The organism is Cytobacillus sp. FSL R5-0569, from assembly GCF_038007265.1.
Taxonomy (GTDB): Bacteria; Bacillota; Bacilli; order Bacillales; family Cytobacillaceae; genus Cytobacillus; species Cytobacillus kochii.
In genome coordinates this window covers 1,608,724-1,629,820 of sequence record NZ_JBBOWW010000001.1, presented here as the reverse complement: position 1 = coordinate 1,629,820, position 21,097 = coordinate 1,608,724, and the positions used below count along the sequence as shown (strand labels likewise).

At 35.9% G+C, this 21,097-nt stretch carries 24 protein-coding genes; 7 read left to right on the top strand and 17 right to left on the bottom strand.

Annotation, left to right across the window (positions count from 1 at the left end):
- Positions 1-4: 4 nt before the first annotated feature.
- Positions 5-247 (bottom strand): hypothetical protein, encoded by a 243-nt coding sequence (locus MKX78_RS08425; protein ID WP_341050480.1) that lies wholly within the window; start codon positions 245-247, stop codon positions 5-7.
- A 130-nt stretch (positions 248-377) separates the two neighbouring features.
- Between MKX78_RS08425 and MKX78_RS08420 the strand changes: the two genes are divergently transcribed.
- Complete coding sequence (locus MKX78_RS08420) at positions 378-2,669, top strand: ATP-dependent helicase (protein WP_328197172.1); 2,292 nt, start codon at positions 378-380, stop codon at positions 2,667-2,669.
- A gap of 70 nt (positions 2,670-2,739) precedes the next feature.
- Here MKX78_RS08420 and MKX78_RS08415 read toward each other — a convergent pair whose 3' ends face one another.
- The 7 genes from MKX78_RS08415 to MKX78_RS08385 form a co-directional block, all read right to left on the bottom strand.
- On the bottom strand, positions 2,740-2,994 hold the full coding sequence (locus MKX78_RS08415) for a stage VI sporulation protein F (protein WP_095369772.1): 255 nt from the start codon (positions 2,992-2,994) through the stop codon (positions 2,740-2,742).
- Between the two features lie 143 nt (positions 2,995-3,137).
- A complete protein-coding gene (locus tag MKX78_RS08410) occupies positions 3,138-3,290 on the bottom strand; it encodes a YjcZ family sporulation protein (RefSeq protein WP_095369773.1) in 153 nt (50 codons plus the stop codon).
- Positions 3,291-3,393: 103 nt separating this feature from the next.
- Positions 3,394-3,750, bottom strand: coding sequence for a stage V sporulation protein AE (spoVAE, locus tag MKX78_RS08405; RefSeq protein WP_095369774.1), 357 nt, complete (start codon positions 3,748-3,750; stop codon positions 3,394-3,396).
- Between the two features lie 18 nt (positions 3,751-3,768).
- On the bottom strand, positions 3,769-4,779 hold the full coding sequence (gene spoVAD / locus MKX78_RS08400; protein ID WP_095369775.1) for a stage V sporulation protein AD: 1,011 nt from the start codon (positions 4,777-4,779) through the stop codon (positions 3,769-3,771).
- The gene (gene spoVAC, locus MKX78_RS08395; protein WP_095369776.1) at positions 4,779-5,252 is read right to left on the bottom strand and encodes a stage V sporulation protein AC; all 474 of its coding nucleotides are present in this window, start codon (positions 5,250-5,252) and stop codon (positions 4,779-4,781) included. Before spoVAC ends, spoVAD begins: the two co-directional genes overlap by 1 nt.
- A gap of 14 nt (positions 5,253-5,266) precedes the next feature.
- Positions 5,267-5,734 (bottom strand): YhcN/YlaJ family sporulation lipoprotein, encoded by a 468-nt coding sequence (locus MKX78_RS08390; RefSeq protein WP_322909178.1) that lies wholly within the window; start codon positions 5,732-5,734, stop codon positions 5,267-5,269.
- Between the two features lie 314 nt (positions 5,735-6,048).
- Complete coding sequence (locus MKX78_RS08385) at positions 6,049-6,405, bottom strand: DUF1360 domain-containing protein (protein ID WP_095369777.1); 357 nt, start codon at positions 6,403-6,405, stop codon at positions 6,049-6,051.
- A 131-nt stretch (positions 6,406-6,536) separates the two neighbouring features.
- Here MKX78_RS08385 and MKX78_RS08380 point away from each other — a divergent pair, with 131 nt between their 5' ends.
- Complete coding sequence (locus MKX78_RS08380) at positions 6,537-7,073, top strand: CotY/CotZ family spore coat protein (protein WP_095369778.1); 537 nt, start codon at positions 6,537-6,539, stop codon at positions 7,071-7,073.
- Between the two features lie 50 nt (positions 7,074-7,123).
- Here the strand turns inward: MKX78_RS08380 and MKX78_RS08375 are convergent, their stop codons facing one another.
- The 4 genes from MKX78_RS08375 to MKX78_RS08360 all read right to left on the bottom strand — a co-directional run bounded on the left by MKX78_RS08375 (position 7,124) and on the right by MKX78_RS08360 (position 11,521).
- Positions 7,124-7,597 carry a CotO family spore coat protein gene (locus tag MKX78_RS08375; protein WP_095369779.1) on the bottom strand — a complete coding sequence of 158 codons (474 nt, stop codon included), beginning with the start codon at positions 7,595-7,597 and terminating at the stop codon, positions 7,124-7,126.
- 393 nt (positions 7,598-7,990) lie between these two features.
- A complete protein-coding gene (locus MKX78_RS08370; protein WP_341050474.1) occupies positions 7,991-8,344 on the bottom strand; it encodes a hypothetical protein in 354 nt (117 codons plus the stop codon).
- Positions 8,345-8,745: 401 nt separating this feature from the next.
- A complete protein-coding gene (gene fabI / locus MKX78_RS08365; protein ID WP_095369781.1) occupies positions 8,746-9,519 on the bottom strand; it encodes an enoyl-ACP reductase FabI in 774 nt (257 codons plus the stop codon).
- Positions 9,520-9,673: 154 nt separating this feature from the next.
- A complete protein-coding gene (locus tag MKX78_RS08360; RefSeq protein WP_341050472.1) occupies positions 9,674-11,521 on the bottom strand; it encodes a monovalent cation:proton antiporter family protein in 1,848 nt (615 codons plus the stop codon).
- A 134-nt stretch (positions 11,522-11,655) separates the two neighbouring features.
- Here MKX78_RS08360 and prpE point away from each other — a divergent pair, with 134 nt between their 5' ends.
- Positions 11,656-12,390, top strand: coding sequence for a bis(5'-nucleosyl)-tetraphosphatase PrpE (gene prpE, locus MKX78_RS08355; RefSeq protein WP_095369783.1), 735 nt, complete (start codon positions 11,656-11,658; stop codon positions 12,388-12,390).
- Here prpE and MKX78_RS08350 read toward each other — a convergent pair.
- The 4 genes from MKX78_RS08350 to MKX78_RS08335 all read right to left on the bottom strand — a co-directional run bounded on the left by MKX78_RS08350 (position 12,387) and on the right by MKX78_RS08335 (position 15,612).
- Entirely contained in the window at positions 12,387-13,274 is an 888-nt protein-coding gene (locus tag MKX78_RS08350; RefSeq protein ID WP_340978489.1) for an RluA family pseudouridine synthase, read from the bottom strand. The two genes, prpE and MKX78_RS08350, sit on opposite strands and share 4 nt — an antisense overlap.
- A 387-nt stretch (positions 13,275-13,661) precedes the next feature.
- Complete coding sequence (locus MKX78_RS08345; protein ID WP_095369785.1) at positions 13,662-14,456, bottom strand: NAD kinase; 795 nt, start codon at positions 14,454-14,456, stop codon at positions 13,662-13,664.
- A gap of 28 nt (positions 14,457-14,484) precedes the next feature.
- Positions 14,485-15,123: a GTP pyrophosphokinase gene (locus MKX78_RS08340; RefSeq protein ID WP_095369786.1), complete on the bottom strand. Its 639-nt coding sequence runs from the start codon at positions 15,121-15,123 to the stop codon at positions 14,485-14,487.
- A 114-nt stretch (positions 15,124-15,237) separates the two neighbouring features.
- Positions 15,238-15,612, bottom strand: a complete 375-nt coding sequence (locus tag MKX78_RS08335; RefSeq protein WP_095369787.1) for a UPF0738 family protein — start codon at positions 15,610-15,612, stop codon at positions 15,238-15,240.
- Between the two features lie 162 nt (positions 15,613-15,774).
- Between MKX78_RS08335 and MKX78_RS08330 the strand changes: the two genes are divergently transcribed.
- From MKX78_RS08330 to MKX78_RS08315, 4 genes are all read left to right on the top strand, one after another.
- Complete coding sequence (locus MKX78_RS08330) at positions 15,775-16,365, top strand: CYTH domain-containing protein (RefSeq protein WP_322909173.1); 591 nt, start codon at positions 15,775-15,777, stop codon at positions 16,363-16,365.
- A gap of 24 nt (positions 16,366-16,389) precedes the next feature.
- The gene (locus MKX78_RS08325; RefSeq protein WP_095369789.1) at positions 16,390-17,037 is read left to right on the top strand and encodes a lytic transglycosylase domain-containing protein; all 648 of its coding nucleotides are present in this window, start codon (positions 16,390-16,392) and stop codon (positions 17,035-17,037) included.
- A 276-nt stretch (positions 17,038-17,313) separates the two neighbouring features.
- Positions 17,314-17,721, top strand: coding sequence for a globin domain-containing protein (locus tag MKX78_RS08320; RefSeq protein ID WP_095369790.1), 408 nt, complete (start codon positions 17,314-17,316; stop codon positions 17,719-17,721).
- On the top strand, positions 17,718-18,590 hold the full coding sequence (locus MKX78_RS08315) for a ClpXP adapter SpxH family protein (RefSeq protein ID WP_341050468.1): 873 nt from the start codon (positions 17,718-17,720) through the stop codon (positions 18,588-18,590). Before MKX78_RS08320 ends, MKX78_RS08315 begins: the two co-directional genes overlap by 4 nt.
- 651 nt (positions 18,591-19,241) lie before the next feature.
- Here the strand turns inward: MKX78_RS08315 and pepF are convergent.
- The gene (gene pepF / locus MKX78_RS08310) at positions 19,242-21,065 is read right to left on the bottom strand and encodes an oligoendopeptidase F (protein WP_095369792.1); all 1,824 of its coding nucleotides are present in this window, start codon (positions 21,063-21,065) and stop codon (positions 19,242-19,244) included.
- Positions 21,066-21,097 lie beyond the last annotated feature (32 nt).

The window sequence follows — 21,097 nt, the reverse complement described above, 5'->3', positions numbered from 1 at the left end:
AATATTATGCGTAATAATCAACGTGTTTTCCTTTTATTCCCTGTTTACCATTTGTTTCTCTATCTTTTAGCGAAGAGGATAAATGGTTTTTTCTATTGTCCTTATATAAATGATTGGTTTCTGTTTGACCACGGGATGGATCTACCCTTTCAATATTTCTATAAGTCATTGAGCGATTTCGATTCATAAACATTCGCTCTACATATTGTTGGTATGCCGTTTGAACGGTTGAGATTGGATAAATCATTACACTGCCCCCTTTACTTTACTACTAACCCTTTTCAATTGATAACAAACATATTTATTCTTTTTTAGCGCTAAAATCTTTGTTATGATTAATTTTATGCAGTAAATTTTTTAAGTTATGAGGCTAAATGATGAAAAGTGCACGATTAATGCAAGAACTAATTCAATTACATACACTGAAACGATCAGACTATCCATTTATACATGAAGAAGGAAAACGAGGGAACCTTTATTGTACCCATTGTGGTGAAAACGTTTTATTTTATTTAGGTATTCAGGATGAACCAAAATTTTATCATAACAATGAAAAAGAGTGCGCTTATGTGGACGAAGTCATTCCGAAAGCAACAGAGAAAACGAAAGAAAAAGAAGTCAATGGCTTTCGTTTACCTCAAGGTCGATCAATTCTCGAAGAAGTGGAAAAGCCTTTTAAAACCCCTGTACGTATTAAAAATATTCCACCATTTGCAGAAAATACAGCCTCTCAAGCTAGTCCTACAGAGGGGTATCTTCGTTCACTTGAAGAGCACGGGATTTCATTTGATCATGATCAAAAAAGAGCTGTTACGTATTGTCATGGTCCGTTACTTGTTCTCGCAGGAGCAGGAAGTGGAAAAACACGCGTTTTAACAGGGAAAACGGCTTATTTATTCAATGAATATCAAGTTGATCCCCGTTCTGTTCTACTCGTTACATTTACAGCTAAGGCAGCTAACGAAATGAAACAACGGATAAAAACTTATCCATACGTTACAGCAAAGCATATTAATCAAATGGTTTGCGGAACTTTCCATAGCATTTTCTATCGTATTCTTTCTTTTCATGATCATAATAATCAAAAATGGGACCACCGTTACCTTTTAAAGAACTGGCAGAAGGAACAAATGATCAAACAATCAGCAAGGGCCCTACATATTGATGAAAAGGATTTCCCTTTTGATATGGCCTTACAGTTAATTAGCTTTTGGAAAAACTCGCTGCAATCCCCTACGGATGTAAGGGCGAATGATTCATGGGAGGAAAAGGTACTACAAATGTATCAAGCCTATGAAGAAGAGAAACAGCGATTGAATACCTTTGATTTTGATGATATGCTCAGTAGCTGTTATGAGCTATTTAAAAAAAATCCGCAAATTTTAGCACAGTATCAAAAGCGATTTAAATACATCTTAATTGATGAATTCCAAGATGTAAATAAAGTTCAATTTGAATTACTTAGAATGCTAGTACCTGAAAGTGAGCATATTTGTGCAGTAGGTGATGATGATCAATCTATATATGCTTTTAGAGGTAGTGATCCATCGTATTTAACCGAGTTTGAACAGATGTTTGATGACAGTTTTCAAATTACATTACAACAAAATTATCGCTCTAGTCACGAAATCACTGCATTTGCGAGTCAAGTTATCAAAAAAAACAAAAGAAGAAAAGCAAAAAACATGGTCGCACAATTTAAAAACGAAGCATACCCTACACTCTTCTACCCTTACGATGAAGAAGAAGAAGCTTTAATGATTTTGACAGATATTCAAGAGAGAATAAGACAAGGGCACCAACCTAATGATTTTGCCATCCTTTATCGAACGCATTCAACAAGTCGTGCACTATTTGAACGATTTACCAGGTCTAATATTCCATTTAAAATAGAACAAGATGCCGAATCATTTTATGATCGCTTTATTATCCGGACACTGCTTAGTTTTTTAAGACTTGCGATTAATGAGGAAGATGCGCAGGCTCTTAAGGATATCTTACCGGCTCTTTTTTTAACACAATCACACTTGCAAGATATGAAAGCGAATAGTATCTTACATGATTGCAGCTTACTTGAATGTTTATCTATGGTACAGAGCAAATATGCGTTTCAACAAAGCAAAGCAAAGAAAACGGTAACTACGATTAAAGCAATTAAACAACTATCACCTTTATTAGCACTTGAAAAAATCGAAAAAGAGCTACAAATACAAGATTTCATTAAGAAGCGTGGTAATGAAGGAAACAAAATGGATAAAGGTTCAGAGGATTTAAAAGAACTAAAATTAATTGCTAAGAAGTTTACTACTTTACTTGAGTTCATTGAGTATGCGGATCATATGCGTGCAAAAATCAAAGAAATGAAGCAAATAAGTAAAACGATTGAGAACGCTGTAACCTTTAGTACTATTCATAAAGCCAAAGGGTTAGAGTATCCCTTTGTCTATATTTTAAGTGTAGTCGATGGCAGCCTTCCCCACGATTATGCCCTTGAAGAATATCGTACAGGAACAGAGCAGAGTTTAGAAGAAGAACGAAGACTATTATATGTAGCAATGACTAGAGCCAAGGAACAGTTACATTTATCACTTTTGCAGCATAGAAAAGGAAAAAAAGCCTATCCATCACGCTTTCTTCCCCATATCAAAAATAAAATATATAGTAAATAAAAAAACCTGCGTGTGTATCATCTCACGCAGGCAATCAATCGTTCGATAAAAAATTCTTGTCAGACTCTCATTATTTTTTATTAATCATTTTGTTTATTGTATTAAAGTCTAAAGACTTACCTTCTTTTACAATAGAATCGACAATTTTGTCTTCCATTTCTTGAGATACTGGTTTGTTGGCGATTTGCGACACCCTGCGAATGACGCCACGAACCGTGTCTTCATCTTTAAAATTCGCATTTTGTAACGAGCCCGCTAATTCAAATACATCCTTCATATTCACGCCTGTTTTTTTCTCGATATTCTTAAAAAAATGATTATCCATCCGCTACCTCACGCTCCTTCTTGAACTCCATTTATCTTATGTCGCCCAATTAAAAACGTGATAAAAATTTCTTTCAGAAAATTTATAACTATAAAAAAGAAGAGATGCTATTATTACACATCTCTCCAAAGAATAAAAGACAATTAGCAGAAACTAGCACCGACAATGACTAATAAAATGAAGAGGACAACGATTAAAACGAAAGTACCTCCAGCATAGCCACCGCCACCGCCGTAACCGTAGCCGCCGCCATAACCGCCACAACCACAATTGCCGCCATAGCCTCCAAAGCCCATATAAATTCACCTCACTAATGTATTTGTCCTTATACATTATGTATGGTTATATGAGAATGTTTGGGCATGTACCCGCTTGGCCCTTAATTCATTGAAATCAGGCTTATCCTTTTGGTTTGAAAATAAGGGCGCCAATAAAAGCAAACAGGATGGCGGATGAAATACCTGAGCTCGTAACTTCAAACATCCCTGTTAGTACGCCAATTAATCCATGTTGCTCTGCTTCTTGTAAAGCTCCGTGCACAAGTGAGTTACCGAAACTCGTTATGGGTACAGATGCACCAGCACCAGCAAAATCCAATAATGGCTCGTAAAGTCCTACCCCATCCAATATCGCTCCTAACACGACAAGCGCACTCAAAGTATGACCTGGTGTCAGTTTAAATACATCAAAACAAATTTGACCAATCACACAAAATAAGCCTCCAACAACAAAAGCCCAAAAAAACATTGGTAGCATATATTCATCCTCCTAACTTTATGGCATTTCAATCGCCACTGCATGTGCAATACATGGAATTGATTCATTTTGTTGTACTGTAAGTGGCGATAATAAGGCTCCTGTAGCGACCATTAAGATCTTTTTTAGCTCTCCTCTTTTCATTCTATTTAAGAGGTGACCATATAAAACGGATGCAGAACAACCTGCACCGCTTCCACCTGATTGCACGGGCTGATCTTCTTTATAAATGAGTATGCCACAATCTTGGAACTGTTCATCTGGAATAATAAGCCCCTTATTCTTTAATAATTCCAATGCAGTTACACGACCAATTTTTCCTAAGTCTCCAGTAACAATTAAGTCATAATAAGAGGGTTCTATTTGCATATCTTGAAAATGATTATAAATGGTATCTGCTGCTGCAGGAGCCATTGCCCCACCCATATTAAATGGATCAGTCACCCCCATGTCAACCACCTTACCGATTGTTGCAGCTGTCGTAACCGGATCATTTCCTCCATTATTTTGAACGAGAAGTGCTGCACCAGCACCTGTTACTGTCCATTGTGCAGTTGGTGGCTTTTGCCCTCCATACTCTGTAGGGTAGCGAAATTGTTTTTCAACAGCAGCATTATGACTTGCTGCTCCTGTTATAACTGCATTTGCCCCACCATAATTAATCATAAATGAACCAAGCGCTAATCCTTCCATTGATGTGGAACATGCACCAAACAAACCGAAGTAAGGTATTTCTAATGATCTTGCGCTGAGACTTGTCGGGGTGATCTGATTAATTAAGTCACCACCTAGGAAGAATTGCACATCTTTTTTTTCCATTTCTGCTTTTCTTAATGCCGTTCGACTAGCACCTTCCATTAGCACACGATGTGCTTTTTCATATGAATCTTCTCCCATCCATAAATCTTCATGGAGAAGATCAAAGTCATCAGCTAAATGACCATTTGCCTCAAACGGCCCTCCAGTCACACCGGTAGCAATAATAGCTGGGCGTTGACTAAAAACCCATGATTGCTTCCCCTTTAGCATTAAATTACCCCCATATATATTAGAATAGTTTTGATTAATGCAACCACAAAAGCTGAGAATACTCCAAATAATAGAACCGAACCTGCTAGCTTAAACATATTAGAACCGACACCGAGGACAAACCCTTCCGTGCGATGTTCAATTGCCGCTGAAATAACCGCATTTCCAAAACCAGTTACTGGCACTGCACTACCTGCTCCTGCGAATTGTCCAAGTCTGTCATAAACACCAAATCCAGTTAAAAGCATCGCAATAAATATCATAGTAGCTACAGTAGGATTACTTGCTGTTTGCTCTGTGAAATTAAAGAAATAGATATAAAAATATGAAATCGCTTGTCCTACTATGCAGAATAATCCTCCAACCCAAAATGCCCGAAGACAATTTTTCAAGACTGGGCGCTTCGTTTCATATTTTTTTTCTAATTGATCATATTGCTCTTGGTCAGGCGTTTTTTTTGGTTTAGCACACATCCTTATTCACCTTCCTATGTTAATTCTTTTTTCAACTTAACTATTTTCTCGAACTTTTTTTCGGCTTCTTTTGCACTAAAATTGGGATTCTTCATTTGTTCATGTAATTCGACTACTTCAAGAAAAATCTTAAAATCACTTGAAACAATAAATTTAACATCAGGATATTTATCTTCTAATTTCCCTGTAACATTTTTCTCAATTTTTTTCATGTGAAATCTTTGTAAATGTCTTACTTTGTAAACAACTAAAACGGTATCATCATTCTTTACAATTGCTGCATCATATAATTCTTTCTGTTTTTCGATATCTTTTTCTATACTTTGCAGCATATCTTCATCAGTTGACCGTGATTCACTATGTATTAATGACGGAGTAGGGTTTGTTGCTTTAACAAGTGATAACGGTGCTTCATTAGAATCATGTTTACTACATCCAGCAATTAAAAATAAACTTATAAATAGTAGCAAGTATTTTGGCATTCTTGTCCCTTCCTTACCTTTTTCATTATTTTTTTATTTTCTCTAAAAGTTAATTTCTTATCCAAAAAAAACAAAAGACGAACCTTTTATTAATGGCTCGTCTTTTTATATTAATTGCTTTTCTTCTTTTTCTTTCCACAACCACAACCGGAGGATTTTTTACTTCCCCCTGATTCTGCAATTCTCTTTTTAAAAGCTTCTTTATTTGTATATATTTTTTTGTTCAACTTCAAATGCCCTCCTTCATCATATATGCCTTTTACCTTTAACATATTCAAGTGAGGAAGAGCTCGTATAATCCAATAGCCCAATTTTTATTGAATAATCATTTTTTGAATGATCCCTTCAATAATTGCCGCCAATGCACTAATTGACAAAATCACCACTAACAACACACCTATTGTAGGGAAATATGCATACATTAAGTATATAATCACCGCACTCCATATCCCAGTGCACCAATAACAACTAAGAAGCTTACCAAAAAATCCAGTTATACCTTTATTTTTTGGAATGATATATGTTTCTATTTTCCCATGTTCATCCTCTTCATCAACTTCTAACATAAATGGTCTTCTTATAAATTCAGTGATTTGATCATAAACAATTAGTCTTGTTAGACGGAAAGAAGCAAATGAGAGTAAAAGAAATTCAAAAAAGGTAAGATCCATTCATATCTCCACCCTTCCATTAAAAAATATGCCTATTTTTTCAAAAAATAAGGCGTTTGTCCGTAACCCATAGCCTGTTTCATCAATATGTTATTAATGTAGATCAAAGAATGAATAAGGAGGAAAAGAATATGGGTTGTAACAAAAAGGATAATAAATACGGCAGCTGTGTAGCTGAAGTCGTACGTGCGATAAGAGATATCCAAGATCAAATTCGTGAAGATGAAGATTGTAATTGTGGCTCTAATTGTTTTTTAGAACCAATCGGTGCGATCTCTCCAAAGAGAGGTAAAAAGAAGAGAGTGAGACGCCCTAACACGCGCGTATTTACGTTAAGCACAGCTGATGGTTCACCATTCCACGCATTTTTAACAAATGTTGATGATTGCTCTTGTACGTCAATTTTCTTTAGAGTAGAAGAGATATTCGATAATTCATGTGCTACGCTAAGAGTTTTAGAACCAGTTACTGAAACAAGTCCTGGTTGCTATGAAACAGCTGATATTACAGAAGGTTGCTGCATTGATTTATCTAAAATTTGTAAAGTAGATGGTTTCCGTTCTAGTGAAAACTGTATCACTGTAGATTTGGATTGCTTCTGTGCAGTTCAATGTATTCAAGATATTTATTTACCAGTAGATAATTGTGTTGAATATTTCGAAGACTAATTGTATATAAGCCAGTCGTTTACTCGACTGGCTTTTTATATACAGTCTACTCACCTAAAACCGACCATTTTTATCGATTTTATACTATGAATATGAATGGTTTGCATACTGCCGCTTAATGTTTTAATCATTAACTCATTGCCTTGTTTTAACTCAATAAATCCCCTAATATGCTTATCATCACTTATAAATAAGCAAGGTACAGGAGGTAATTGCTTAGGAAAATGAAGGAGATAATCAATCCTTTCCTGGACATTCATATCCTTAAAACTTTTCACACGGTTAAACCCTTGCTCACTTTCTGACTGACTTTCCTCGTATTCCTCTAAAACTTGCTGTACATGTTCTTCTTTTTTCTCCACCTCACCTTGTTCATCTATTGAAGAATTTGTGATAACCTCTTTTTCTTCTTCCTCAACTTCATTTTTACTGGAATAAGTTGACTGCATTGATGTCGAAGGAGAAGGAAGATTAGATTGTTGTACATATAATAAAGGCTTCTTTTTTTTATTTTGTGTATCCATGTCTTTCACCTGTCCCTCTTCAATAAATTCGAAGCGCCAACATATTATATGTGAAATAAAAATGGGCGTTCATTTTAACTAACGGAAAGGAAATAATTCGCCAGAAGACTTCAATCTACGAAATGTTTTCATATAGAGTCCTACTACAATAAATTTATATTCATATCCCTGATTGTCTTATATCACCTTATTTAAAGTTTCTTTATCGATCAAAAAAATAATGAAAAAAGATCTTACGGAACAGTAATCAAATATTTCAGACTACTCTTCAATTATCAGTACATGTTACTAACGTTTTTTCAGGTTTTCCAAAAGATCAGTAGACAATGGTGAAGAAGTGTGTCATAAGTTAGATTAAGAATAACAGAAATAAGAAACTAAGCATGAAGCCTTTCATAATGTAAATGGCATGATGAGAGCTGAGTTTTGCACGACACTCAAATGCAAAATCTCACTTGAGTGCCCCGCTGATGAGATTGGCATAGCTTTCAAATACGAAATCTCACTCGAGTGCCTCGCTAATTGGATTTGCACCGCACTCAGATGCGAAACCTCTCTTGAGTGCCTCGCTATTGGGATTGGCACAGCACTCACATGCGAAATCTCTCTTGAGTGCCCAACTAATGGGATTGGTACAGCACTCACATGCGAAACCTCACACGAGTGACTCGCTAATGGGATTTCCACGGCACTCACATGCGGAATCTCACATGAGTGCCTCGCTAATGGGATTTCCACGGCACTCACATGCGAAACCTCACTCGAGTGCCCCGCTAATGGGATCTGCACAGCACTCGAGTGCCTCGCTATTGGGATTTGCACAGCTCTCAAATGCGCAAAATCTCACATGAGTGCCCCGCAAATAGGATTGGCATGGCACTGAAATACAAAATCAAAGATGTAAGCTGAGCTAAGTGCGTTTGCAAAATATGTGCAAACCGAAGATACACACACATTACCATGATTCTTTTTTTCATGTATATTATTAGCTGGACATTTCGCGTCTCGTTTCCACTCCAACACACCGTGCTATGGAAATAGAAAATGCGCACACAACTTGTCTTTAGTTAACGAGTTGTGTGCGCATGAAATAAATTGTGCAATTTTAAATGAATGCTAGCCATTCATTTATTAACAATTGTACTGAATTAGCGAATGTGATAACCAGAATCGACGTGAATATTTTCTCCCGTAATACCTCTTGACATGTCGCTAAACAAGAACACAGCTGTATCTCCTACTTCCTCAGGCGTTGTTGTTCTTTGTAATGGCGCATTCTCTTCGATTTCTTTTAAGATTGAATTGAATTCACCAATACCTTTAGCTGACAAAGTACGAATAGGACCAGCAGAGATAGAATTTACGCGAATATTCTCTTTTCCTAAGTCAACTGCTAAATATTTAACACTTGCATCAAGTGAAGCTTTTGCTACACCCATGACATTATAGTTTTTAATTGCTCTTTCACCACCAAGGTAAGTCATGGTAACAATGCTACCGCCTTCAGCCATTAATGGTCTTGCTGCTTTAGCAACAGCTGTTAAAGAATACGAACTAATATTATGCGCTAACAAGAAGCCATCCCTAGATGTATTCATATACTCTCCTTGAAGCTCTTCTTTATTGGCAAATGCGATACAGTGTGCAATACCATTAATTTCTCCAACTGCTTCTTTTATTTGTCTAAAACAACTCTCTACATCTTCATCATTCGTCACATCACAAGGTAATACAAGTGAGTTCTCCGCACCATCAAGGGTACTTACTAAATCTCGGACACTTTTCTCTAATCTTTCACCAGCATATGTAAAAATGAGGTTTGCACCTGCTGTATGTAGTGACCTTGCTATTCCCCAGGCAATACTACGTTTATTCGCTACGCCCATTACAACGTAAGTTTTCCCTTTTAATGAGATCGTCATTTTATAATCCCCCTATAATTTATACATGTTATTAGTACCTAGTACTAATATTACATGAAAAACATTCAACTTTCAATAGGAATGTGACGCATGAGGTTATACAAAAAAAATACGAATAGACTCTGTCATAGAATCTATTCGTACCTAGAAATAATTAGTGAAGCTCTAATTCCCACTTCAATTCTTCCACATATTCCCGAGAACCGGTGACGATTAAGCGATCGTTTAATAAAAGCTCTGTATCACCGTGGGGAATAATTGTTTCTTGCCCCCTTAAGATACGAACAAATATAACATCACCGGCAAAAGGAAATCGTCTGATTGTCATTCCATCAAATTTAGAATTTCGTAATTTCACGTCATATAAGGTCGTTTCTTGATTTTCAAATATCTCCACTACACTCGGAGAAGCGATCAACGCTCGTAATAAAGTTTTCGTTGACAACATACTTGAAAATGATTCAATACCAGCAGCTATTGCCTTTTCTTCAAGAATGGGGTTTTCTAAACGACAAATGACACGATCAATTCCTGATTCATTCAGTGCTTCTGCCAGTTCAAGGTTAATATCCTCATCTCCAGTTGTAATCACAACAACATCAGCTTGCAATATTTCTGTTTCTTTTATTGCTTCCATTGAAAAAGCAGGAAGTTCATTCAACTCGAAGGCTGGTGTAATAAATGGTTCCTCTTTTTGCTGAGCTGTATGATAAACACTCGTTTCATACATATCTGAAGCTAATTCATTGGATAACGGCATTGTAATCTGGTTCGCACCAATGAAGGATACTTTAATCTTCTTCTCTTTAACCGTTTCTTTTGGAAATAATTTCTTAAAGACAATAGGTGTAAAGATGCTACTGATAACAGCTACCAATATTAGCATCCCCCCCATTTCTTCAGAGATCATACCCATTCTTTGACCAATGGTCGCAGCTGCAATGACTAATGAAAGCGTCGAAGTTAAAATAAATCCTGACGCGACAACAGTTTTCATATCATACCATTTCTTCATATAAAAAACCGGGATTAATTTAGATATGAGCAATGCCAATAATAATAATGGAATAAACACTAATAACATTGGCTCAGCGAAAAATGACCAAATATCTAAATCAACACCTACCATTACAAAGAAAATTGGTATTAAAAAGCCGTATCCAAACGAATCTAATTTATGAACAAGTTCTTGGTTTGGTGCCAATAATGAGACAAGTACACCTGCTAAAAATGCTCCTAAGATATTCTCTGCTCCAACAGATTCTGAAACAGCTACTAAGAAAATAATGAGTGCAAAAACAGCCCTCGTGCCAATTTGAATTGTTCCAGTTGATAGCGACTGTATGAAGTTATTATTTTTATATCTTCTTCCTACAAAGTATAAGATCACGCCAACAACAAATAGTAGTAATAATAACCATGTATTCCCTTCTCCGCCATCATTTACTGAAACAAATACGGCGAGTAGAATCATCGTTGCTAAATCGGCAATGACCGCTACAAGCAAGATGATTTGCCCGATATTAGTATTCATGATGTTTCCTTCTTTTAAGGTAGGAACAACAACGCCAAGTGAGATCGTTGATATAATTAACGTCATTAGAAACACATTATCGATAAAGCCTACTAAAACAAATACATATGATAAAACTAATGACACGATAAAAATACCGGCGAAAATGATGCTCGCAGTGAGAAATGCATTTGGTTCAGGTTTGCCATTTTCCAATCGGTGCTTTTTCTTTTTCGATGAAAATGCGGAAAAATCTATTTCAAGCCCACTTAGAAACATTAAGAAGATAAAACCTAATGTCGATAATGTTTCAAGCCACATATCCTCTTGTACTATATTAAATCCACTTTTCCCAATAATTAATCCTGCTAGAATTTCTGCTACTACAACTGGGATAAAGTTGATTTTTAGACGATGTAGTATAATCGGTACTAAGAAAGCTATCACGATAACAATTACAAGTGAGGCGACTGAATTTCCATGTTCCATTCTATATCACTCCTTTTTAATAAAATTAGTCGAAATAAAATCTAAACATATGAAAAATAAAAATGCAAACGATAAGAATTCTATAACTTTCATATCTAAACGATTCAAACTACTTTAAAAGTGAGGGACTGTAAATGAAACTAGATATAATTGGGGATATTCATGGTTGTTATAAAGAGTTTAAGGATCTAACCGTTCAGCTAGGCTATGACTGGCATTCAGGCATTCCTTTAAAACACGATAGGCAGCTCGCATTTATCGGTGATTTAACTGATCGTGGTCCACAATCATTAAAAGTCATTCAAACCGTATATCAATTAATAAAAAAGAATCGAGCTTATTATGTTCCTGGCAATCACTGCAATAAATTATACCGCTATGCACTAGGAAATCCTGTAAAGACTACTCACGGTTTAGAAACGACAGTAGAAGAATTACAAAGCTTAAATAAACAAGAAAGAAAAGATATACTTCGTAAGTTTATCGAGTTATACGAACAATCTCCTCTTTATTATTTACTAGACGAAGGAAGACTATTATTAGTACATGCAGGAATGAAGGAAGAGTGGATTGGTAAAAAAGATAAAAAAGCAAAAACATTTGCTCTTTATGGTGATATTACAGGAGAGAACCATCCTGATGGATCTCCTATTAGAAGAGATTGGGCACAAAATTATGCTGGACAAACATTAATTGTTTACGGCCATACACCTGTGAGAGAAGTGCGCAAAATCAATCAAACATATAATATTGATACTGGCGCAGTTTTTGGCAATAAATTAACGGCTCTTAAATACCCTGAATTACAGACTGTATCTGTTTCCTCTTCGCTTCCCTTCCAGGAGGGTAAATTTGCTCGCTTTGATTAACTTAGTAATGCTTGCATATCTTCAGGATAAGGAATTGAAAAGTTAAGGACTTCCATCGATATAGGATGGGTAAAAGATAGGGAAAAACAATGCAAGGCTTGACGTTGCAGCAATTTGGTCGAACCCCCATATAAATTATCTCCTACTAAAGGAAAGCCGATATGAGATAGGTGCACTCGTATTTGATGGGTTCTGCCCGTTTTTAAAGACAATTCTAATTCAGTGAATTGTCTTTCTTTTTGCTGAGATAGTTGTTTAAAATACGTCGCTGCATGTTTACCATTCGGGCTAACCATTCTTTCGATAATGCTATCAGGTTTTCTGCCAATTGGCTCCTCAATCCACCCTTCCTTTGTTGCCATTAACCCACAAACAAAAGCTTTATATTTTCTTTGAACACCATTATTTTGCTGCTGACGACTTAAAAGATGATGAACATGACGGTGCTTGGCAATTAATACTAAACCTGACGTCTCTCTGTCCAGTCTTGTAACAATATGAATAGTGGACTCTATTCCTTGGTTGATATAATAACCTAATAAGGCATTCGCTAAACTCCCACCTGGATGTTCTCGCGATGGAATAGTGCTCATACCTGCTGGCTTCACAACGATTAATACTGCATCGTCTTCGTAAAGAATGGAGAGAGGAATATTTTCAGGTTGCAAACCTTCACTTCTTTTCTCAAGTGGAAAGCCAACCTCTAATACATCGCCGTTATTAATCATATACCGCACATTTTGTTCTACTCCATTCACTTTTATAAAACCTCCAGCAAACTTTATATCTGTCAAAGCGGTTTTAGAAATATTTTGCTGTGATAGGAATGATTTGATATTAACTGGTGTATCAAGTGAATCAATTTGCCATTGTAAAGTAAACATTCTTTTATCTCCTTATAAACGGTGTAAATGCAAACAAAGACAGTTCTTTAAGAAGCATTGGGATACGAGTGAAATGAAGCTTATTTTTCCAGCCTACCTTAGGAATATTGCTGTGGACAGCAACTCAAAGCTTCTATATCATGCTCCTTTAGAAAATATCAGAGTTAAGTGTGCGAAAAATTTTATTATATTGCCATTCTCTTTTGTCAAACGCTTGGATGCTTGGTCATAGTGACTTTTTCTATTTTTGCTTGTGGATTACTGAACTTATACATTTTGCATTTACAGGAAAGAAAAATCCGAACATATTCAAACCCTTTGACAGAATTAGAATAACTTGTTCGGATTTCCATTCAACTAGCATCCATTTTACCCAAAGTCACTCAGTTAATCAGCAACAAATGAATCATGTACTCTTTTCCAAAATGGAAATGGTCTGAATCTAGCAAAGCGAATTTTTTCATCGGCTACACGGTATTGAATTGATTTTACATCTTTATGCAAAAGCGATAAATGATCGATTGTAATCTTAAAATCCGGTTCATTCACAGGCTTTAAAAGGCAAGCATGGTGTGCTGGTAAAACTAAAGGTGAACCGACTGTTCTAAACACTTTATTATTAATCGATGCCATTTCAGCTAATTGAATAGCAGGTAATGACGGATGTAATATCGCACCACCTAACGCCTTATTATAAGCCGTACTCCCTGAAGGCGTGGATAAACATAAACCGTCTCCTCTAAATCTTTCAAAATGCTGACCTCGAATCTCTACATCCATCACAAATGTACCATTCACAGCTTTAACTGTAGACTCGTTCAAAGCCAAATACCTTGTTTCTTTGCCCCCATTCAAATAGCGGACAATGACTTCAAGAAGAGGGTATTCCACCACTTGGAAAGGAGTTTTTGCTATTGCGATTACAAGCTTTTCAATTTCATCAGGTACCCAATCAGCATAAAATCCTAAGTGGCCCGTATGAACACCAACGAATGCTGTTTTATCAAGGCGGCTGCTATATCTGTGAAATGCGTACAACAAAGTTCCATCGCCACCAACAGAAATGACTATATCTGGTTGTTCTTCATCATATACTAGATCAAAATCAAGTAAGTACGATCTCATCTTATGCATCAATGTATTCGATTTCGTATCACCTTTAGACGTAATCGCAAATCTCATTGTTTAGTAGCTCCTCTTATTTTTCATTCTATGACTTATTCTTTTGCTGCTTTTCTTTATTTTGTGAAAAAAATGCTTGTGCATCTTGAATTTCTCCTCGAATCGATGACATTTCTTCATCTAATCTAAATGCTGCTTCAGCTGCTCTTTGTAATCTCATTTGAATATCAGATGGAAATTGGCCTTTATATTTATAATTTAATGAATGCTCAACCGTGGCCCAAAAATTCATCGCTAACGTTCTAATTTGAATTTCCGCTAATATCTTTTTCTCCCCATGGATAGTTTGTACAGGGTAAGCGATAACTACATGATAAGAGCGGTACCCACTTGCTTTTTCATGAGAAATATAATCTCTTTCTTCCACCACTTCAAAGTCATTTCTCATACGTAACAATTCTACTACCTTCATTATATCATCAACAAATTGACACATCATTCTCATACCTGCTATGTCTTGCATTTCTACATCCAACCTATTAAGTGGAATTCCTTTTTGGTTGGCTTTATCTAATATACTAGCTATAGGTTTTACCCTGCCGGTCACAAATTCTATAGGAGAGTGCTCTGGGACGAAATCAAACTGACTTCTCATCCCTTTTAGTTTCACTTTTAACTCTTCTACAGCTTGTTTATATGGCCCTAAAAATTGATCCCAATGCTTCATACATGCACCACCCTTATGTAAGTTCATTTCTCTAACTTGATTTAGTTAGAAATTTTTGCAATAAAGCGACGAAAGAAACTTAGGTACATGATTTACTCTTCATTAGTAGAGAAGTTACTCAAACATAGCCTCGACTTTCTCAACCATTTCATCTCCATAATTACTGTTACCCCGTATATTTTCAATAAGATATTGTAATTCCTCTTGAAATAAAGGTAATTTAAGCTTTTCTTTTCCATCATGCAAATACACTTCACCATTAAAAACCAATGCTTGCTTTAATTGTTGCCATAATGATTCATGTAACATGATATATGTATAATCATCATTTTTTTCTGTTATGTATATAAATGATAAATGGTCGGAATCTACTAGCATCTGTTCTCTTGGCTCGAAATCATTCACAGATAAAGTAGAGTCAATTTCTAATAATAATTCCTTTCCTTCATCATTCCATAACGCACTTTGTACTTCTACTTTTTTATTCATTTCATCTACCTCCAAACTCTTACATTTTACCATAGAAGGGGAAAAAATCTCAAAGAACATTGCAGATTATGCGATACAGCGCCATAATAATGATAAGTATTAAGAAATCATGTATCTCTCATTTGATTATACATGTAGTCGAGAGAATAGGAAGGATTAATCATGTCACAAAATATAGAAATTGAATTTAAAAATATGCTTACAGAACAGGAATTTGCTCAATTAAGAAAGCATCTTCATATAGAAGACAAAGATTTCTTCACACAAATCAACTATTATTTTGATACGCCAACTTTCTTTTTAAAAAACGAAGGATGTGCGCTTCGAATTAGAGAAAAAAATAATCAATTCGAACTCACATTAAAGCAACCTCACCCAGATGGCTTATTAGAAACTAACCATGATCTTCAACCGGAAGAAGCAAAGCATATCATCAAACAAGGGTACATCGATAAGCAATATTTAGCTTCACTTAAAAGTGACCTCCATTTCCCTGAGGAGACGTTTAAGTTATTTGGTTCTTTATTAACAAGCCGTGCAGAAAAAAATAATGCGGACGGTTTAATCGTCCTAGATAATAGTGAATATTTAAATAAGGTGGACTTTGAATTAGAATATGAGGTTTTGAATAGGGAAAATGGCTTAAATTCCTTTAAAAAACTATTAAAAGAGATGAATATACCGATAAGAAAAACAGAGAACAAAGTGAAAAGATTATTTCGGGAAGTTCAGAAAAGAAGAATAGATGATTAACAAGGACATATGAGGAGAGTCATAATGAATATTGATCAGCTTAAACTATTAATGCAAATGCAAAGCTTACAAACCTTTCTTCCAAATACAACGCAAAACAGCAATACAACTGATTTTTCACAATTATTATCAAATTCAATTACAGCAAGAATGAATGATTCTTCTGCTGATTTCTCACAGGAGATAGGAGCAGTTCAAACGATAGCCGAAACAATGCTCACCTCTTCTCCTGTTTCTCTTCCTCCTGTACAGCTTACGAAGTTTAAAGGAGAGAATAGTGATCAATCAATTCAAGATATCATTCATCAAGCTGCATCCGCCTATAACGTACCAACTGAATTAATTACTGCTGTTATTCAACAAGAGTCCAACTTTAATCCGAATGCAGTTAGTTCAGCAGGTGCAAGTGGTTTGATGCAATTAATGCCCGAAACAGCTAAGTGGCTTGGTGTGAATGATAGATTTGATGCCACCCAAAATGTTATGGCAGGAACAAAATATTTAAGACAAATGCTTGATCGTTATGGGAATAATACCGAGCTAGCTTTAGCAGCATATAATGCTGGTCCTGGTAATGTTGATAAGTATAATGGCATTCCACCCTTTAAAGAAACACAAAACTATGTTCAAAAGGTGACAGAGAATTTACTAAACCAAAAACAATTTGTCTAAGTATCGTAGTGACTTCATTTTTGAGTCACTACTTTTTTGTTTTAGAAATCCAACCTCGAGAATCATCCTCCGTACTTGTTTTCCAAGAGATCTGCCCCATATAATAGAACTGAAAATACCTGCATACTGAATATTAATTCGTGGCACAAAGCTATTTGTTTGAGATATAGCCGTTACATTGATAAAATAATATCAAAACATGAAGGAATTATGTCTAGCTGATGAAATAATCATCGCTTTTATTAACATACTTTTGTTTAAAGGGGTTCTATCACAATGGTCGAGAATATCAATACTCCGTTCGACGCGTTAGGTGAGGAAAAACTTCACCTACTTGTTGAAGCATTTTATAAACGGGTTGGACAACATCCTGAGCTCGTCCCAATCTTTCCTGACGATCTAACTGAAACAATTAGAAAACAAAAGCAGTTTCTGACACAATTTTTAGGCGGCCCGCCATTATATACCTCAGAACACGGTCACCCGATGCTGAGAGCACGGCACCTACCTTTTGCCATCACAATGACACGTGCGAAGGCATGGCTCTCTTGTATGGAGGATGCAATGAATGAAGTCGAATTGGATACACGCTTGAAAGAAGGATTTCTCGAGAGACTGACTCTCACAGCACAACATATGGTAAATACACCTGAAAAAGATGAATTAGAGGGTGATGACAAATGAATCATGAAGAATTTGAAAGTAAATCTGTCTCACCACATTGTCATGGTAGTGAAAATAAGCCGTTAGAAATCTATATGTTTATTGATCCGCTATGCCCAGAATGTTGGAGTTTAGAGCCGATAATTAAAAAACTGTCTGTAGAATATGGTCGGTATTTTTCTCTCAAGCATGTAATAAGTGGGAAGCTCAATGCTTTAAATAGAGGCAAAAGGCAAAACTACGACCAATTGGTTGAACAATGGGAGAAAACCGCTAGTCGATCAGGGATGTCATGTGACGGCTCTGTTTGGTACGAAAATCCGGTATTATCCCCTCAGTTAGCCTCCATTGCTATTAAGGCAGCCGAACTACAGGGCAGAAAAGCCGGCATTCGTTTTTTGAGAAAACTTCAAGAGAAGTTGTTTCTCGAAAAGAAAAACGTATCAGACTTTGATGTATTAAAAGAATGCGCCAGCCAAATTGGCTTAGACGTAGTTGAATTTGTAACCGATATACATTCAGAAAGTGCTGCAAAAGCATTTCAATGTGATGTAAAGATTACAGCTGAGATGGATGTAGAAGAAATTCCAACGATGGTGTTCTTCAATGAAAACATTGAAGATGAAGGCATAAAAGTTACAGGGCATTACAGCTTTGATGTGTATGAGCAAATACTAAAGGAAATGGTTCCATATAGACTCGAACCTTCTCCATTACCTGACATAGAGCTGTTTATTAAACATTATAAACTTGTCGCAACTTCAGAAATAGCAGTCGTCTATAATATGACGGAGCAAGAAGTAAATAAAGAAATGAAAAAACTTCAACTGAAGCAAGTGGTCGAGCAAGTACCTGCAAAGCACGGATCTTTTTGGAAATCACTAGACTGATGATACTTATCATCAGTCTTTTTTATGCCGTGGTTAAAGGGCGGACTAAAAGGAAAAACCTCACCATTACAGTATGAAGCGTCTCCCCTATTCATGCTCACACTCCCTGTTAATCGCCTAACATGACAAAATTAGTTCTCTCTTCTATTGTTCACACCATTGGCTTCTCTTGTAAGTGAAACGAAACTTCTATCTAATGCTGTTTATCGTTAATTGCAATGCCTGTTTCTTAGTCAAATGGTTTGTAAGACCCAATCAAGTGGGGAATCAGTTTATGGATGGTATGTCATATTTATTTTTCTTAAAAACATAAGTCAATCAACCTTCAATCCACATTATAAAACCCTACACTCTCTCATGAGGCGTAGGGTTTTTCATGTAAATATATTTAACAAAGGGGATGGGAGAAATTTTTCACGATCAAACAAAGGGGTAAATTGTTTGTTTGTGATTAACTTCACAATACAAATATACCATGGCTTTTTTAAGCTCGCAATAGTTTGTGTACCATTTCACATTATTGTCAAATTCTCTACTACTCATAGTGAACTGCCATTATTATTAGAAAACATCTTGTCTTTTTTCATTACTTTTTGTTTACTTTAAAGTTAGCAGCCTAAATCATTTGATAAAGGCTGCTAGATAAAAATATTAAATCGTTTCTAACAATTGTTCCATCTCATTTAACTTTTCTTCAAACACTTTACATGCTGCCTTAATCGGTTCTGAACTTGTCATATCCACACCCGCTTTTTTAAGCACTTCTATCGGGTAATCAGAACTACCTGCTTTAAGGAAACCAATAAAGCGATCAACTGCCGGTTTTCCTTCTGTTAAAATTTGCTCACTTAAAGCCGTTGCAGCACTATAACCGGTAGCATATTGGTATACATAATAATCGTAATAGAAGTGAGGGATTCTTGACCATTCTAATCCAATTTCCTCATCAATAATGATATCCTCACCACCAAAGTATTTCTTGTTCAGTTCATAATACTTTTCAGTAAGTGCATCTGCTGTTAAAGCTTCATTATTTTGAGCCATTTGGTGAATCTCATGCTCAAATTCTGCAAACATCGTTTGACGGAATACTGTTCCTCTAAACCCTTCTAAGAAATGATTGAGTAAGAATAAACGTTTTTTATCATCATCAATCGTTTTTAATAAATGATCATTTAATAACGCCTCATTACAAGTTGATGCTACTTCAGCCACAAAAATGGAATAATCACCATAAGCATATGGTTGCGACTTACGTGTATAATAACTATGAACAGAATGACCAAATTCATGTGTTAATGTGAAGAGGTTATTGATATTATCTTGCCAATTAAGGAGGATATAAGGATTCGTACCATAAGCACCAGAAGAATAGGCACCACTTCTCTTCCCTTTATTCTCCCAAACATCCACCCAGCGATTCTGTAGACCCTCTTCCAAAATACTGCGATATTCCTCACCTAAAGGAGCTAAGCCTTCAATCATTAGCTTTTTGGCTTCATCATAAGTAATCGCCATTTTTACATCCTTTACTAAAGGTGTGTAGAGATCATACATGTGCAATTCATCTAATTGCAAAACTTTTTTCCTTAGTTTCACATATCGATGAAGCAAATGAAGATGATCATTAATCGTGCTTACTAATTGATCATAAACAGATTCTGGTATATTATTCGCTGATAAAGCGGCATGTCGAGCTGATTGATAGTTTCGTACCTTTGCATTGAAATTATTTCTTTTCACATTTCCACTTAACGTACTAGCGAATGTATTACGAAACTGTCCATAGGTTGTATACATCGCACGAAAAGCATCTCGACGTACACGCTGATCATCACTCTCTAGGAAGTTGATAAATCGACCGTGTGTCACTTCAACCTCTTCTCCCTCTTCGTTTTTAATCGAAGGGAATGTTAAATCAGCATTATTTAACATTCCAAAAGTATTACTTGATGCATCCATTACTTCTGATGCTTGTGCAAGTAAGGCTTCTTTTTCCGCTGTAAGTACATGAGGACGTTGAAGATTGATTTCTTCAAGTGCATGTTCATACATTTTTAATTCTTCTTTCTCGGCTATATACTGTGCTAATTGATCTTCATCAATGGCAAGAATTTCTGGCACTATGAAAGCAAGTTCACTAGCAACCACTGAATACAGCCCTTTGATTTTATCATCTAAACTTTGATACGTTGCATTTGTTGTATCTTGATCATATCTCATTCTTGCATATGTAAAGAGCTTCACAATACGAGAAAGTAAGTGATCTTGATATTGTAAAACATCATAAAGAACCTCTGCACCTTCATGCAACATCCCTTTAAACTTGCCTGCTTCTTTAGATAACTCTTTTACTTCATTAAATTCTTTATTCCATTCATCGTCACTTGAAAAAATATCTTCAAGACGCCAAGTTTCTTCAACTGGAACCTCGTTTCTTGTTGGTAGTTTCTTAACTGTAGAATCGTTAGCCATATTGTTTTCCTCCTACATTCATTATGTTAAAA

Bases quoted from the DNA above. Each gene is read 5' to 3' on its own strand.
- MKX78_RS08425 (WP_341050480.1), bottom strand. From the start codon at position 247: ATGATTTATCCAATCTCAACCGTTCAAACGGCATACCAACAATATGTA.
- MKX78_RS08420 (WP_328197172.1), top strand. From the start codon at position 378: ATGAAAAGTGCACGATTAATGCAAGAACTAATTCAATTACATACACTG.
- MKX78_RS08415 (WP_095369772.1), bottom strand. From the start codon at position 2,994: ATGGATAATCATTTTTTTAAGAATATCGAGAAAAAAACAGGCGTGAAT.
- MKX78_RS08410 (WP_095369773.1), bottom strand. From the start codon at position 3,290: ATGGGCTTTGGAGGCTATGGCGGCAATTGTGGTTGTGGCGGTTATGGC.
- spoVAE (WP_095369774.1), bottom strand. From the start codon at position 3,750: ATGCTACCAATGTTTTTTTGGGCTTTTGTTGTTGGAGGCTTATTTTGT.
- spoVAD (WP_095369775.1), bottom strand. From the start codon at position 4,779: ATGCTAAAGGGGAAGCAATCATGGGTTTTTAGTCAACGCCCAGCTATT.
- spoVAC (WP_095369776.1), bottom strand. From the start codon at position 5,252: ATGTGTGCTAAACCAAAAAAAACGCCTGACCAAGAGCAATATGATCAA.
- MKX78_RS08390 (WP_322909178.1), bottom strand. From the start codon at position 5,734: ATGCCAAAATACTTGCTACTATTTATAAGTTTATTTTTAATTGCTGGA.
- MKX78_RS08385 (WP_095369777.1), bottom strand. From the start codon at position 6,405: ATGGATCTTACCTTTTTTGAATTTCTTTTACTCTCATTTGCTTCTTTC.
- MKX78_RS08380 (WP_095369778.1), top strand. From the start codon at position 6,537: ATGGGTTGTAACAAAAAGGATAATAAATACGGCAGCTGTGTAGCTGAA.
- MKX78_RS08375 (WP_095369779.1), bottom strand. From the start codon at position 7,597: ATGGATACACAAAATAAAAAAAAGAAGCCTTTATTATATGTACAACAA.
- fabI (WP_095369781.1), bottom strand. From the start codon at position 9,519: ATGACGATCTCATTAAAAGGGAAAACTTACGTTGTAATGGGCGTAGCG.
- MKX78_RS08360 (WP_341050472.1), bottom strand. From the start codon at position 11,521: ATGGAACATGGAAATTCAGTCGCCTCACTTGTAATTGTTATCGTGATA.
- prpE (WP_095369783.1), top strand. From the start codon at position 11,656: ATGAAACTAGATATAATTGGGGATATTCATGGTTGTTATAAAGAGTTT.
- MKX78_RS08350 (WP_340978489.1), bottom strand. From the start codon at position 13,274: ATGTTTACTTTACAATGGCAAATTGATTCACTTGATACACCAGTTAAT.
- MKX78_RS08345 (WP_095369785.1), bottom strand. From the start codon at position 14,456: ATGAGATTTGCGATTACGTCTAAAGGTGATACGAAATCGAATACATTG.
- MKX78_RS08340 (WP_095369786.1), bottom strand. From the start codon at position 15,123: ATGAAGCATTGGGATCAATTTTTAGGGCCATATAAACAAGCTGTAGAA.
- MKX78_RS08335 (WP_095369787.1), bottom strand. From the start codon at position 15,612: ATGAATAAAAAAGTAGAAGTACAAAGTGCGTTATGGAATGATGAAGGA.
- MKX78_RS08330 (WP_322909173.1), top strand. From the start codon at position 15,775: ATGTCACAAAATATAGAAATTGAATTTAAAAATATGCTTACAGAACAG.
- MKX78_RS08325 (WP_095369789.1), top strand. From the start codon at position 16,390: ATGAATATTGATCAGCTTAAACTATTAATGCAAATGCAAAGCTTACAA.
- MKX78_RS08320 (WP_095369790.1), top strand. From the start codon at position 17,314: ATGGTCGAGAATATCAATACTCCGTTCGACGCGTTAGGTGAGGAAAAA.
- MKX78_RS08315 (WP_341050468.1), top strand. From the start codon at position 17,718: ATGAATCATGAAGAATTTGAAAGTAAATCTGTCTCACCACATTGTCAT.
- pepF (WP_095369792.1), bottom strand. From the start codon at position 21,065: ATGGCTAACGATTCTACAGTTAAGAAACTACCAACAAGAAACGAGGTT.